Source organism: Mycobacterium sp. E2462 (assembly GCF_001672685.1).
In the GTDB taxonomy this organism is placed as follows: Bacteria; Actinomycetota; Actinomycetes; order Mycobacteriales; family Mycobacteriaceae; genus Mycobacterium.
Window position 1 is genome coordinate 1 of sequence record NZ_LZKC01000034.1, and the last position, 13,631, is coordinate 13,631.

The 13,631-nt window shown below is 64.9% G+C and carries 12 protein-coding genes and 1 pseudogene; 7 read left to right on the forward strand and 6 right to left on the reverse strand.

What is annotated here, in order from left to right; all coding sequences use genetic code 11:
• Together A5714_RS01850 and A5714_RS01855 are read left to right on the forward strand one after the other, a co-directional pair.
• Positions 1–1,359: bifunctional 3-(3-hydroxy-phenyl)propionate/3-hydroxycinnamic acid hydroxylase (locus A5714_RS01850; RefSeq protein WP_068282170.1), on the forward strand; the 1,359-nt coding region annotated here is incomplete at its 5' end.
• A 10-nt stretch (positions 1,360–1,369) separates the two neighbouring features.
• A complete protein-coding gene (locus A5714_RS01855) occupies positions 1,370–2,560 on the forward strand; it encodes a cytochrome P450 (protein WP_068282172.1) in 1,191 nt (396 codons plus the stop codon).
• A gap of 497 nt (positions 2,561–3,057) precedes the next feature.
• Here the strand turns inward: A5714_RS01855 and A5714_RS01865 are convergent, their stop codons facing one another.
• The 4 genes from A5714_RS01865 to A5714_RS01880 form a co-directional block, all read right to left on the reverse strand.
• Entirely contained in the window at positions 3,058–3,477 is a 420-nt protein-coding gene (locus A5714_RS01865) for a heme-binding protein (RefSeq protein ID WP_068282178.1), read from the reverse strand.
• A 64-nt stretch (positions 3,478–3,541) separates the two neighbouring features.
• The gene (locus tag A5714_RS01870) at positions 3,542–4,678 is read right to left on the reverse strand and encodes a zinc-dependent alcohol dehydrogenase (RefSeq protein WP_369829414.1); all 1,137 of its coding nucleotides are present in this window, start codon (positions 4,676–4,678) and stop codon (positions 3,542–3,544) included.
• Positions 4,679–4,713: 35 nt separating this feature from the next.
• Positions 4,714–5,208 (reverse strand): hypothetical protein, encoded by a 495-nt coding sequence (locus A5714_RS01875; protein ID WP_068282190.1) that lies wholly within the window; start codon positions 5,206–5,208, stop codon positions 4,714–4,716.
• Positions 5,209–5,371: 163 nt separating this feature from the next.
• Complete coding sequence (locus A5714_RS01880; protein WP_231975719.1) at positions 5,372–6,610, reverse strand: glutathione-independent formaldehyde dehydrogenase; 1,239 nt, start codon at positions 6,608–6,610, stop codon at positions 5,372–5,374.
• 242 nt (positions 6,611–6,852) lie between these two features.
• On the opposite strand from A5714_RS01880, the gene A5714_RS01885 reads away from it, so the two are divergent.
• Positions 6,853–7,743, forward strand: coding sequence for a LysR family transcriptional regulator (locus A5714_RS01885; protein WP_156747131.1), 891 nt, complete (start codon positions 6,853–6,855; stop codon positions 7,741–7,743).
• A gap of 50 nt (positions 7,744–7,793) precedes the next feature.
• On the opposite strand, the gene A5714_RS24975 is transcribed toward A5714_RS01885, so the two are convergent.
• The gene (locus A5714_RS24975; RefSeq protein ID WP_197513504.1) at positions 7,794–8,735 is read right to left on the reverse strand and encodes a class I SAM-dependent methyltransferase; all 942 of its coding nucleotides are present in this window, start codon (positions 8,733–8,735) and stop codon (positions 7,794–7,796) included.
• Between the two features lie 487 nt (positions 8,736–9,222).
• Between A5714_RS24975 and A5714_RS01895 the strand changes: the two genes are divergently transcribed.
• The 4 genes and pseudogenes from A5714_RS01895 to A5714_RS24980 all read left to right on the forward strand — a co-directional run.
• On the forward strand, positions 9,223–9,873 hold the full coding sequence (locus tag A5714_RS01895; RefSeq protein ID WP_068282204.1) for an HAD-IA family hydrolase: 651 nt from the start codon (positions 9,223–9,225) through the stop codon (positions 9,871–9,873).
• 528 nt (positions 9,874–10,401) lie between these two features.
• The gene (locus tag A5714_RS01905) at positions 10,402–10,827 is read left to right on the forward strand and encodes a helix-turn-helix domain-containing protein (protein WP_068070720.1); all 426 of its coding nucleotides are present in this window, start codon (positions 10,402–10,404) and stop codon (positions 10,825–10,827) included.
• Positions 10,824–11,675, forward strand: coding sequence for an alpha/beta fold hydrolase (locus A5714_RS01910; RefSeq protein ID WP_068282201.1), 852 nt, complete (start codon positions 10,824–10,826; stop codon positions 11,673–11,675). The genes A5714_RS01905 and A5714_RS01910 overlap by 4 nt, the downstream gene beginning before the upstream one ends.
• Before the next feature lie 527 nt (positions 11,676–12,202).
• Positions 12,203–12,364 (forward strand): annotated as a pseudogene (locus A5714_RS24980) (leucine zipper domain-containing protein); the annotation flags it as partial.
• Positions 12,365–12,516: 152 nt separating this feature from the next.
• Here A5714_RS24980 and A5714_RS01915 read toward each other — a convergent pair.
• Positions 12,517–13,631 (reverse strand): cell wall metabolism sensor histidine kinase WalK (locus A5714_RS01915; RefSeq protein WP_156747132.1); only part of this gene is annotated, 1,115 nt, incomplete at its 5' end.

The following is a 13,631-nucleotide window of genomic DNA, read 5'->3' on the forward strand; positions in this document are numbered from 1 at the left end:
GCCGCCATCTCCCGACCGGCCCGCGGCCTGCGCCTCGTGGACCGCGACCTGTCGGTGCTCGCCGAGTTCCAGCGCGCTACGGCGTTGACCCGCAACGGCTTTCCCGCGGCGAACATGTTCGACCAACCCGAACTCGAAGAGCTGTTGCGCCGCAACCTCGCGCGCTACCCGCGAGCACGTTTTCGCGGTGACACCGAAGTCCTCGACGTCACCACCGATGCCACGGGCAGGCTGCGCCTCGCGGCAGCGGACCGCATGTCCGGCCGCAGGTCGCTGATCGCCGCCGACTACCTGCTGGGCTGCGACGGCGCAAACAGTATGGTGCGCGGCGCGGTGGGCGCCACCATGTGCACCCTGAAATTCGATCAACGCTGGCTGGTCGTGGACATCGCCACGCCCGCCGATCTTCGTCAGTGGGACGGCGTGCACCAGGTCTGCGATGGCCGGCGCGCGGGCACCTACATGCGCATCGGCGACACCCGTTACCGCTGGGAGTTTCCCCTGGGAGACGACGAGTCCGTCGACGACTATGCGACCTTACGGGCGCTGCGCCCCCTGATCGCGCCCTGGACGCGAGGCGTCGACGACGCCGACCTTCAGCTCATCCGGGTCACCGAGTACACCTTCCGCGCCCAGATCGCCGACCGCTGGCGCCGCGGCAACGCCTTTTTGCTCGGCGACGCCGCACACCTCACCCCGCCGTTCATCGGCCAGGGCATGGGCGCGGGGCTGCGTGACGCCGCGAACCTGGCATGGAAGATCGCCGGAGTTCACCACGGTCATCTGCCGCCGAGCGTGCTCGACACCTACCAGACCGAACGCGCACCCCATGCTCGCTACATGATCGCCCTGGCGCGCAACATGGGGCGGGCCATGACTGCCGGCGGCACAATAGGAACAGCTGCCCGGCGCCTCGTGCTACCCCGCCTTCGGTTGGTGCCGGGCCTGCGCGCCAAGATCACCGATTCCCGGACTCCGCCACTGCGCTCCTCGAGCATGGTGCGGCGGACGTGGGCCACCCGCCGGATCGCGGGAAGCCTGTGCCCGAACCCGTTGATCGACAACCGGCGGCGTCTCGACGACGAGTTGGGTTGGGGTTTCGGAGTGATCACCGCCGCAGCGCTGACACCGGCGCAGCAACGCCTCGTCGACGAACGCGGCGCGCGCACCGTGCAGGCCGCGCCGGGCACCGACCTGGCCGATTGGTTGGACCGCCACCATGTCACGGCCGCCGTCGTACGCCCCGACCGCACCGTCATGTCCGCCGGTCGCGACGTGAACGCACAGTGCCTCGCCCTCCCGGTCTTTCTGCCCGACCAGCCCTCGCCGTCGCTGTTGCGTGGCGCGTACGACGAATAGGACATAGGTCATGTTCCACCAGCGAACGGACGTGCCGGTCTACCGACCCGACATCTACAGCAGATCAGCCATTCTCGACCCATACCCGCACTACCGCGAGCTACGTCACCTCGGACCGGTGGTGTGGCTACCGCGCCATCGCCTCTATGCGCTGCCGCGCTACACCGAATGCAAAGCCGCCCTGCGCGCTGACGACCGGTATCTGTCGGGAAGCGGGGTGGCGGCCAATCCGGTCGCTAACCGCTTGTCGCGCGGCACCACGCTGAACAGCGACGGCGTCGAACATGATCGGCGCCGCAAACTGGTCGCCCACCGATTGATGCCGCGCGCCCTACGCGCACTGGGCGACAGCGTCGACGAGCAGGCCCACACCATCGTCGACGCCGCGCTTCGGCGAGCCACTATCGACGCGGTCACCGACCTGGCCACCGCCCTGCCCCTGGCCGTCGTGCCCGACCTGGTCGGCTGGCCGCGCGATCAACGTGGCCACCTACTCGACTGGGCCGCAGCAACTTTCGACATCCTGGGCCCGGCCAACTGGCAGGCCTTCAAGGCGGTGCTTCGTAGCCTGCACATGTTGCGCTTCACCCGTCGTATCGTGCGCGACCGCAACGTGTTACCGGGTAGCATGGCCCACGAGCTGCTCGACGCCGCCGACAACGGCACTCTCGCTGCCGACGACGTGGCACCCCTGCTGATCGACTACATCGCGCCGTCGCTGGACACCACGATCAGTGCCATCTCCAACGCGATCTATCTGTTTGCCACCCACCCCGAACAATGGGAGACACTCAAGGCCGACCCGAGCCTGATCCCCAACGCGGTCAACGAAGTCGTGCGCTACGAGTCCCCGCTGCGCGGGTTCACGCGAAAGGCGCTGCAGCAGAACACTCTTGGTGGTGCGCAGATTCCCGCCGGTGCCCGTGTGCTGGTCATGTATGCCTCGGCAAACCGCGACGAACGCGAATGGGACCGTCCCGACGTCTTTGACATCACCCGCGACGCCGGACGCCACCTCGCATTCGGCAACGGCGCCCACGCCTGCGCCGGCCAAGGACTGGCGCGACTGGAAACGACCGCCATGCTCAAGGCCCTGCTCGACCGGGTCGAACGCATCGAGGCGACCGCACGGCCGACGTGGGAGGTCAACAACATCATCCACCGCCACCAACATCTGCCGATCCGGCTCATCGCCGCCTGAGGCGCCGGCGCGCCAGCGTGCAGGAGTTCGCGCCGCTGTGCCGTGTGTGACACCTCCACGGCCTAGACCTCGCGCCCACGTCATTCCCTACCGAGTGCAGGATTCAGCGAGCGAGTGCCTCGCGCCGAAAATCCGCTCCGTGCAGCGTATTCAACGTGATCATCTGTCCGAGTCAAAGGCGTGCCGAGTGGCGCGTTGGCGTGCGGCCGCCGGGCGGAGCAACACCAGTGCAACGACGGCGGCGGCCAGCGGCGCCACGGTCATGAGCAGTCCTAGCGTGTGGATCGAGTGAAGCATGCTGTGCGTTGCGCCCGCGACGACCGCCCTGGCCTGGTGGGGATTGAGCACGTGACTGCCGCCGACCGCAGCCGCGCTCCCGCCGCGCGCAATTTACACCATCGGCACCCGGCGTAGCGACGCCGGCGAGCGGTCATACCGGGGAGACAAGCTGACGCTCGACAAGGGGATAGGAGCGGCCGAGCCGATGCCGAAATCGGTTACGGACCAAACACCTTCGCGGCCGCCCGCGCCACAGCGCTGTCCTGGTCCCCCGTTCCTCCACTGACACCGACCGCACCCACGATCTGACCGCTCTGTTGCAGCGGGATGCCACCGGCGAAGATCATGATCCGTCCTCGGTTGGACACATGTATTCCGTAGAATTGATTGCCGGGCGCGGCGTTTGCTGCCAGCTCTTCGGTCGAAATGTCGAGCGCTCGCGCGGTGTACGCCTTATTGATCGATATGTCGATGCTGCCGATCCAGGCGCCGTCCATCCGGACATGGGCGACCAGGTTGCCTCCCGCGTCGACGACCGCGATATTGGACGGTGAGGAGATCTCCTCGGCCTTGGCCACACCGGCGGCGATGACAAGCTGCGCATCGTCGAGGGACACCGAGGTCTGGGTAACAGTCATGATTCACCTTCTTCCATCAGAGTGCTTGTGACGACAGTCGCCAGCGCAAGCTCAGCCAGGTGTCTCACCCGGCCGGCTGTAAGACAGCGCGGACGCAACCATCCGTCTTGTTCTTGAACATTTGGTACGCCGTCGGGCCTTGCTCGAGAGGCATGACGTGGGTGGCGAGGTGCTCGGTGTGCAGCTCGCCGTTGGCGATGTGTTGCAAGATCCTGGGGATATAGCGCTGCCCGTGTTGCTGCGCCCCACGCACCGCCATCCCCTTGTTCATGATGGCGCCGAGCGGAAATTTGTCGACGACGCCGCCGAAGACGCCCAGGATGAACAGGCTTCCGCCCTTGCGGCACGCGTAGATAGCCTCCCTCAGGGCGGTGGGGCGGTCGGTTTGTAGTCGTAGCTGCTGCTTGACTTGGTCGTAGAGGTAGGCCGGCCCATTGCTGTGTGCCTCCATGCCGACCGCCTCGATCACCACGTCTGGACCGCGACCACCGGTGCGCTCCTTCAGCTCGGCCACGACACTGTCCCGGGTGTAGTCGAGCGTCTCGGCACCGATGTGCTGTCGAACCTGTGCCAGGCGTTCGGGCAGTCGGTCGATGACGACAACCTGCTCGGCGCCCATCAGCATGGCGCCGCGCGCGGCCATTTGCCCGACCCCGCCGGCACCCCAGACCGCGACGATGTCACCGGGAGCGATGCCGGCCCCGTCGGCGCCGGTCCATCCCGTCGGGGCGGCATCGGACGCGAAGAGCGCCGCAAGGTCAGACACCCCGTCCGGCACGCCGAACGCGCCGTGGTCGGCATACGGCACGCGGATGTATTCGGCGTGACTGCCGGCGTAGCCGCCGAGGGCGTGGCTGTAGGCGAAGCAGCCGCCGATCGCCGACCCCCACATCGCCTCGGTCAGTGCGGGATTCGGGTTGCCGTTGTCGCACAGTGAGAACAGTTCCTTCTGGCAGTACCAGCACTGTCCGCAGGCGATGAACGAGCAGACCACGACCCGATCACCGATCTGGTGGTTGCGGACGGCCGAGCCCACCTCGACCACCTCGCCCATGAATTCGTGGCCAAGCACGTCCCCTGCCCGCATCGTCGGGATGTAGCCGCCCAGCAGGTGCAGGTCCGATCCGCAGGTCGTCGACAGGTTGACCTTCAGGATGATGTCATGGTCATTGAGGATCTTCGGGTCGTCAACGGTCTCCACAGAGGTCTCGTTGACGCCGGTCCAGCAGAGGGCCTTCACAGCACTCCCTCCCCACCCGCGCGGCGGGTCGCCAAGTCGACGAGCTTGCCGGTTGGGGCGGCGCTACGGGCGCCGTGCGGTGTCGGATCGATCCGCAACACCTCACCCACTTCGATGAGTTGTTTGGCCTGGCGCAGCGCCGCACGCACCTGCTGGCGCGGATCGTCGCCGGACATCCGCTTCCCGACCGAGCCGAGGCCGCTGGGCTCCGGCTGGCGCAGCCGGGCGGCGAGCTCGGTACCCTTATCTCCCGCAGCCTTGCGGACCTTGACCTCGACATGGTCACCGAGCGCGGCGAGCGGGTCAGGCACCCGACCGTCCGGCATCACCTCCTCCGGACTCTTATTGATCGTCACGCTGCGCCACCGCGAGCGTGGCTCGGGGTCCGCAGCGCCATTGCCGTCGCTGCCCAGCCGGCGCTGAAGCTGGTGGATCAGCTGGCCGGCGCCGTCAAGACCAGCCTGCGCAATCCTGCTCATCGGGTTGCTCATGAGCCGCTCCCCGCGCCGGCTGGCCGTGTGGCGTCCGCCGCCAGGATTGCGACCCGCGTACCGCCCAATTCGTGTGACATGTGGATCCTTTCGATAAGAAGTTGCGGCGTGCCCGAGTGGCAGGCCGCCCCGCTGCCCGTGCCGGGCAGCGGGGGACGAGGCATCAGCGAGACCCTGCTCCGGCCTTCTGCTTGTGGGAGCCGTTCGGGTGCAGCACGACCTTCGTCCAGCCCTCGTCTCGACTGTCGAAGTGCTGGTAGGCGTCCGGGCCCTGGTCTAGGGGCAGCTCGTGGGACACAATCCACGACGGCTTGGCCTTATCGGCCGCAATCAGGTCGCGCAGGCGGCGGTTGTACTTCTTGACCGGACACTGTCCGGTGCCCAGAGTTTGGCCCTTGAACCAGTGCAGCCCGTAGTCAAAGGCCACCTCGCCCCGCTTGGCCATCTCGTCCGCGCCCCCAGGATCCTGCGGGACGAAGACCCCGACCGCGCCAATGCCACCCGTGAACCGTACGGACTTGACCAGGCTGTTCAGCGTCATGTTGGGATGCTCGGTGCCCTGCGGGTCGTGCGCCTGGTAGCCCACGCACTCGCAGCCCCGGTCGGCGCCCAGACCCATGGTCTGGTCCAGGACGAACTCGACCGGGTCGACCTTGGAGTCATCGATCGCAATGGCGCCGATCTCCTCCGCGAGGCGCAACCGGTCGGGATGGCGATCGACCACCATCACCTTCGACGCGCCCTTGATGGTTGCCGACAGCGCCGCCATCAGGCCGACCGGTCCCGAGCCGTAGATGACCACCGAGTCCCCAGGGATTACCCCAGCCAACTCGGTGGCGTGATAGCCCGTTGGAAAGATGTCGGCCAGCATCACGTAGTCGGTCTCTTTGTCAACCGAATCCTCGCCCAACCGCAGGCAGTTGTGGTCGCCGTAGGGCACCCGCAGTAGTTCCGCCTGCCCGCCCTGCCACGGTCCCATGTCGGCGAAACCATACGCCGCACCGGCCATGTTGGGCTCCGGCTGAGTGGTCAAGCAGTAATTGGTGAAGCCTCGTTCACAGTTTTTACAAAACCCGCAGGAGACGTTGAACGGCAAGCAGACTCGCTCACCCACCTTGACCTTGTCGACGCCGTTGCCTACTTCGACGACCTCGCCTAGATTCTCGTGACCGAACGAGCGGCCAGTCTCGAAATCGGTTCTGCCCTCGTACATATGCAGATCCGAGCCACAGATGTTGGTGGCGGTAATCCGCACCAAGACATCGGTGGGCCGCTCGATTTTGGCGTCCGGCACATCCTTGACGCTGACCTGGCGGGGTCCGTCGTACACAATCGCTTTCACGGTGAGCCTCCTGGGAACGGTTATTGCAGCGAGGATGGTCCAGGCCGAACTGATCGCCAACGCGGTTGTTGAGGCGCGACGCAACTAGTCACCGGGCGGTGAACCAGTCGGATTTCTCGGCCGAAAGTCACCCGTCCAGGCGGTGGGCTCAGCCTGCGGATGCTGGTCGCAGAAGCCATCCTGCGGAGCTTCGTCGTGCGGCGACCTGCGCCCCACGGAAGTGCCCGGCCGTGGCGACCCTAAACGCGCCGATCAGGACACGGTTGCTTCTGGACATCAGTCGGGGTCTAACGTGGCTGGGTATGGAGCTCCGACAGCTCCGGTATTTCGTTGCCGTGGCCGAGGAACGGCACTTCGGGCGGGCAGCCCGCAGGTTGCGGATCGCTGCGCCGTCGCTGTCTCAACAGATTCAGGCCCTGGAGCGAGACCTGCGTGTCGCCTTGCTGGAACGCAGTCCGCGCAGCGTCGTCCTCACCCCAGCCGGGGAAGTGCTGCTCGAACACTCCTATGTCTTGCTGGCCCGAGCCGAACGGGCCTGCAACGAAGTACGGTGCGCCGACGGCAACCACCGGCACCTCACTTTGCGGATTGCGCCGGCCGTGGAGCACGTGGTGGGCGAGCGGTTGCGCCACCTGTCCGGACCGGACTCTGGCCTGGAGGTTTCCATCGCCACGAGCACCGACAGCGACGCAATCCGCGCAATCCGCAAGGAGCATATCGACGCTGCGATCGTGTGGGTCCGCGCCACGCAAGACCAAGACCTGGCCGGGACTCGCCTCTGCGAGGTACCCGTATGGCTTGCGCTGGCGGCCGGTCACCCCCTTGCCGCACAGGAAGCGATCTCGGTCGCCGACCTGGTTGCCGAGACCATCGTGATGTTCCCCCGCGACCTGTTTCCCGGCATCTGGGACCACATCATGTGCCACCTGCTCCCCGCCGGCGCCACTCGCCCCGGCCAGGTGCTCACGCAACCGGACCTGATCAACGCCCCGGAAGCGATGCTTCGGTCCGTCGCCGCGGGTCACGGCGTGGCACCGGTCGCCCCGGCGATGACCGAGCATGTGCCGGCCTCCGGGATCGTCGTCCGTCCCCTCAGCCTGCCTCTACTGGCTCCGGTCGAACTGATCTGGCGCGAACCCGCTCACCCCGCGTTACCACGCCTCATCACCCTGCTCGCCGACACCGGGGACTAGAGCGCAAACGGTGCGCCGAGTGGCAGCCGAGATCGCCAAACCGGCACTGCCTAGGCTTTGACTGACGACTCCTCGCGATCGACAACGAAGCGAACTTGACAGGCTTTGTGGACATTGCCTGAGCGGAAGCCTGCGACGTGGGTATCGACGACGCGCAGTCCTATGCTGTTGAATATCGAATGCCATTCATTAACGCGCTTGAACTGGCACCCGAAATTCATGTCGATGAGACCCTGAGCGACCGCGTTGCCAAAGAAATCAATCAGCACGAGTGCCTGAAATTGAACGCTTTCCTCAAGCTTGCTGAACTGTGTTAGCTCGCTTTGATTGGCCGTGACCTTCAACGGCATGTCGGAAACGCCATAAGTGTCTTCCTCGATGATCAGCCGCCGCGCGACCCTCCGCAGATTCTTCAGCAACGGAATTACGTGGGGCTCGTCGACATGATGGAGGACGGTCTTGACAATCGCGCTGTCGAACATGTCGTCCGCGTAGGGGACGTCGACGGGCGAAGCCATCTGTCGAAACGGTAGATGAGTGGCCTCCGGGCCACGGTAGTCCATGACGTCGGTGGTGTAGCAGTCAAAGCCGGCGCGCCCGATCAGTGCAGCTAGGTGGCCGCGGCCGCTGCCGAAATCCAGCACCGAGCTGCCGCTGATAGCGTCTGCGAAATTTTCGAAATCCTGCACTGGCTTACGCCGTGACTTGTACGCCGAGTAGCCCTCGCTGAACCACGACCCGTCTCCACCGGCGGCGAAAAATCTTTCGTGCACCTCTGCGGCCGCTTGGTAGAGTTCACGTCCATTATCTGCTGCCAGCAAGTGCTTACAGGCGTCCTGCAGAGTTGCACGTACGTTGCTGGAATATTTCGGGAAATGGAATTTGTAGCTTTTTTCCAACAGTGACAATGTGAAATTTAGAGCCGTGGTTCCGTGCTGCAAAGTCTCATGAATGAACTCGTATTGTGCTCGCTGGGTGGCTGTTGTCGGCACCGACAATCCTTCCGTTACGCACGCTTCACGCGCCTGACGCGGCGTCGTCGGGTAGCGGCAGGCGTAGCCCAAAAAATTGTTAAACGCATGGTATCAAACTATGCAATATGATGTTATTTCGCCGACGGAAGTTAAATCCTCCGGGTTACGAACCTTTGCATCGCTCCCCAGCGCGCCGAGCAGCAAAAGCCCGCAAGCCCGATGACAGGCCACACCGCTTCGCTCACGCCGTTGCGTGCCGGCCGGCTGAGGTGCGACTCTTGCCGTCGACAGTCCATGTGCGTCACTGGCGAGGGTCGAATCCGCCGCAACTATGCGCGTTACGGGCAAACGATCGCATACGGCTCACGGACCAGGTTCCGCTGCGTGCGAGGCGCCGAATCACGGGTTGCAATCAAACTTTGTGTGACCTAACGCAATTCGGGTAACGACTGTGGGCAGTGACACAGCCTGCGCAGGCGGGTGTTGCCCCGTTAGTGTGCTGGCTATGGCGGTGCTGCATGGCAAGAGGGTCTTGTTCGACATCGATGGCACTCTGGTCGACTCGACCGCCACGGTCGAAAAATCCTGGGGTACATGGGCCGAGGAGTACGGCGTCGACTACCAGGACGTCCTCAAGGTATGCCACGGCAGGCGGACCGAGGACACCGTCGCGGAGTTCGTCGCGCCGCGCCATCGAACCGCAGCCACAAACCGATTACTCGCCCTACAAGAGCAGGCTGATGTTGACGGTGTCGTAGCGTTACCGGGGGCACGCCGACTGCTTGATGCCCTGCCCTACACGCACTGGGCGGCGGTGACATCGGGGCCCCGCTCGTTGATGGCTGCTCGCTTGGCGGCGGCGCAACTCCCAGCGCCGAGATTGATGATCGGCGCAGAAGACGTATCGCATGGCAAGCCGAACCCCGAGAGTTACCTCAAAGCGGCCGCCGCATTGGGTGTCGAGGCCGGCGAGTGCGTGGTCGTGGAGGATTCGCCAGCAGGCGTCGGTGCCGGGCGGGCGGCTGGGGCGCAAGTCCTCGCCGTCACGACGACTCACCACGCGACCGAGCTGGCCGACGCTGACATCCTGGTAGCCGACCTCTCCTCCGTCGGCATCGACGTTACCGATACCGGTGTCGCGTTGCTGATCGATTAACGCGGCAGGGTGCAGGAACCTGGCCTGTGCCATTGAGTTTCGACACCCCGCCCGGCGGTTGCTTGCATTAGCTAGGCGCACACGGGTTTTGGGCCTCGCTCGGTGGGCACAATTCAACCAACCCGAAGGAAAGCGGTTCCATTTGTCGCTGTTCGTCGAACCCCGGCGCCTGTGCGATGCGCTCGTGCTCGAACACCTCCCGGCCCCGGTCAGCGCGTGCCAGGTCGAGACGTACAGGTGCCGGCAGATCGCCTCGTGGGAGATCTACCAGTCGGGCCCATCGGGAAAGCTGCGCCGCAACCACTCGGCGATCTGCTCCGGGCGACCACTCATCCGTTAGCTTCAACCGCTCCAATTCTCGAAGCCCCTCGTGCCGGTCCAGCTTCGACGCCTTCGGACGTCGGGAACGCCCAGCCCTGCCCGTGATTTGAGCCACACACCGTGGACGCGGATGTCCGCACGCCACGAATATATCCGTATCCATCCGTAAGGTCGGCGTAATAGGGATGAATGAGGTAGTTTACGTATGTGAGTGTTGCTGTGTACTCGGCTGAGCAGGTGGCCGATATTCTCGGGCTGCACGTGCGAACCGTACGCGGGTACGTCCGTGACGGCCGCCTACCGGCCGTGCGCATGGGCAAGCAATACCGAATCACCGAACAGGACTTGCAGGCCTTCGCCGGCGTGGTCACCGACGAGCCGGCGAGTAGCCCACACGCTCACGTCTCTACCGTCGTGCACATCGACAATGCCGACCGCCTCACGATGGATCGCATTACCACACATCTCGCCGCTGCAGCGATCAGCAACTCAAACCGACCAGGACAGCTCAACATTCACTCGACGTATGACGAATCTGCCTGCCGTCTCACCGTCTTCGTCGTCGGCGACCCAGAATCCACGACGGCCGTCATCGGATTGATCGGCGCCTTGACACGCCAGGGCGACAAGTGAGCGCCGACGTCTACCGTTCCTCGCATGGCCAGCACACCGTCGAGCTCAGTTACCGGGAGCACCTTCAACGCTGGGCAGTGCCGCTGCGGCAACGCACCGTCGCCACCCGCGAGGGCGACACCTTCGTCCTGGACTGCGGACCCACCGATGCTCCACCAGTGGTGTTGCTGCACGGCGCCGGGAGCAACAGCGCGATCTGGCAGGCCGATGCGTCGCGGTGGTCACTCACTCATAGGCTGTACATGATCGACCTCGTCGGTGAGCCCGGATTGAGCGCACCATCTCGGCCGCCCCTTGACTCCGACGCATATGCGTTATGGCTCGACGACCTACTTGACGAGCTGGGCGTCGACGCCGCCGGCTTCGTAGGGGTGTCGTTGGGTGGCTGGCTGGCCACGGATTACGCGATCCGCCGGCCCAGCCGCGTCGAACGACTGGCGCTGCGAGCCCCGGGCGGTATCGGCCGCCAACGTTACGGGGCCGTCTTCGCAGCACTGGCCCTTATGCCATTCGGCGAGCCCGGTACGCGCCTCGCTCTGCGGATCGCGCTTGGGCCCGGCTGCATTCCTGACCCCGTCATTGATTACATGCTGCTGATCCAACGCAACTATCGACCCCGCCGCGACACCCTGCCCGTCTTTCGCGACGAAGACTTAAGAGCCATCACCGCGCCGCTCTCCGTCGTGCTGGGTGCGCGAGACCGCATGCTCAACTCGCACGACACCGCCGCACGCTTGAGGCGTCTGCAGCCTGCAGCATCGATCAATCTAGTTGCCGGCGCGGGTCACGGCCTGTTCGACTACGGCGACGACCTTCATAGCTTCCTGAACGAAGGCGCGAGACCGTGAGAAACACGCAGGATCCCTTGGTCTTCCGCGAAGAAGTACGCCGTGACCTTCGCACCGCGCTCAAATCACGTCAACTGGAGATTATCTCAGTCCTACGAATAATGATCGCCGCGATCGACAACGCCGAAGCCGTCCAACCGGAAGCACAGTCGCCGCGATCTGGCGACGGTACGGTCGCCCACTCGTCTCCCGGAGTCGGATCAACCGAGGCGCCCAGACGCGAACTGGCCATGCAAGACGTCCACGCGATCATTCGAGACCTCCTACGGGAGTACGAGACACAGGCACAGCATCACCGCTCGATGCGCCAACACGAGGCAGCCAACCGCCTTCGACGCCAAGCCGAGGTCTTGCACTCCTACCTTCATACATCGGGCAGTCCGACTTCTTGCTAACACAAGCTCCGCGATATCGCCGTTCGGAGGCGGCGTAGCGCTGACTGCGAATCCGGCGGCCCATCCCTTGCTCGCCCTAGTCCGCCCACAACGGCGTCTATCCCTCCTTCCTCAAACCAGCCCATACGAAGAATCACCCATAGACACGCACCCCTGTCCGCAGAAGGGCGGCGCCGACTGGTTCATCGGTGTCAAACCCGACCGATCGCACACGTTGCCGCTGAGATGGGGATATCACGGTCATGTGCATCGAAGTGGGTCAACAGATTCCGTCGATACGGTGAACTGGGTTTGCACGGTCACGCGACAGCGGCTAAAGGAGTGGGCACTTTAGTGCGAAAGCTGATGGACGTTGCGGCGCCGCGATTCGGTCCCAGCACGCCGATGATCAAGGCGCTTGACACTGTGACGACTGGGACCTGCACGCTCCATCGCCAAAAGCAGATCTATGAGCCACGGCTACCCACAGTGTTCGGCTGCAGACTGTGGATGCCTACAGCATGCCGGGACGAAGTATCCGCCGGCACGGTTAAGGTCACGGTGCAACCAGTTCCCGGTCCTTGGCTGTGGGCCTCGATATGGCCGCCGTGCGCTTCGACGAGTGCCTTGGCGATGGACAGGCCGATTCCCGCGCCGCCATGCTGGCGGTCGCGGGCGGTATCGGTGCGATAGAACCGGTCGAACAGTCGCGGCAGCTGCTCGGGGGCGACGCCGTCACCGGAGTCGGCAACGGCGATTGTCACGCCGCGTCCTGCGCGCGCGGTCACGATGACTTGACCGCCTGGGTCCGTGTGGCGCAGCGCGTTGTCAAGCAGATTGTCCAGGACTTGTCCCAACCGCTCGGCGTCGGCCCACAGTGCGGGCAGATCGCTGGCGACGTCGGTAGTCAAGGACACGCCTTTGGACTGGAAGCGCGGTGCGAAAGCCGCGACGGAGGTGGCGACCAGCGACGCCGCGGACTGCCAGTTCGCCTCGATGTGGGTGGCGAGGTTTTCCGCGGCCGACAGCGCCCGGACATCGCTGCTGAACCGGGCCAGCCGGCGGGTTTGGTCGCGAAGGATGTCGATCGTCTCGGTGTCGAGGTGCCGTACGCCGTCTTCCAGTGCCTCCATGTAGGCCTCGAGCACTGCTACCGGTGTCCTGATCTCGTGGGCCAGATCCGCCAGCATTTGGCGACGGGTGTCCTCGGCGACTCCGAGCTGTCGCGCCATCGCGTTGAATGCCGCGGCGACATCGTCAAACTCTCTGCCCAATCGGGGCGGCGGGACGCGAATGTCATAGCGCCCGTCGGCGATCGCGAACGCGGCACGGGACAAAGCCGTCGCTGAACGGTGGACGCGCCGGCTCAAATACCAGCTCAGAGTCAGCGTGGCGAGCGCGGAGACGGCCACCGCGGTTCCGACGGACAGCGCTGTCGCCTCGCGGAACGCGTGCTCGTACGGATGGTTGCCGTGCAGGCCCGGAACGACCGCCTGGTCCATGAGCCGTCGGATCATCGGTGGGCCGACGATAGCTGCCACGACGCTGGTGGTGGCGACGCCCACGAGGACGACGGTGAAGT

Coding starts and splice junctions, on each gene's coding strand:
- A5714_RS01855 (WP_068282172.1), top strand. CDS start 1,370: ATGTTCCACCAGCGAACGGACGTGCCGGTCTACCGACCCGACATCTAC.
- A5714_RS01895 (WP_068282204.1), top strand. CDS start 9,223: ATGGCGGTGCTGCATGGCAAGAGGGTCTTGTTCGACATCGATGGCACT.
- A5714_RS01865 (WP_068282178.1), bottom strand. CDS start 3,477: ATGACTGTTACCCAGACCTCGGTGTCCCTCGACGATGCGCAGCTTGTC.
- A5714_RS01875 (WP_068282190.1), bottom strand. CDS start 5,208: ATGAGCAACCCGATGAGCAGGATTGCGCAGGCTGGTCTTGACGGCGCC.
- A5714_RS01885 (WP_156747131.1), top strand. CDS start 6,853: ATGGAGCTCCGACAGCTCCGGTATTTCGTTGCCGTGGCCGAGGAACGG.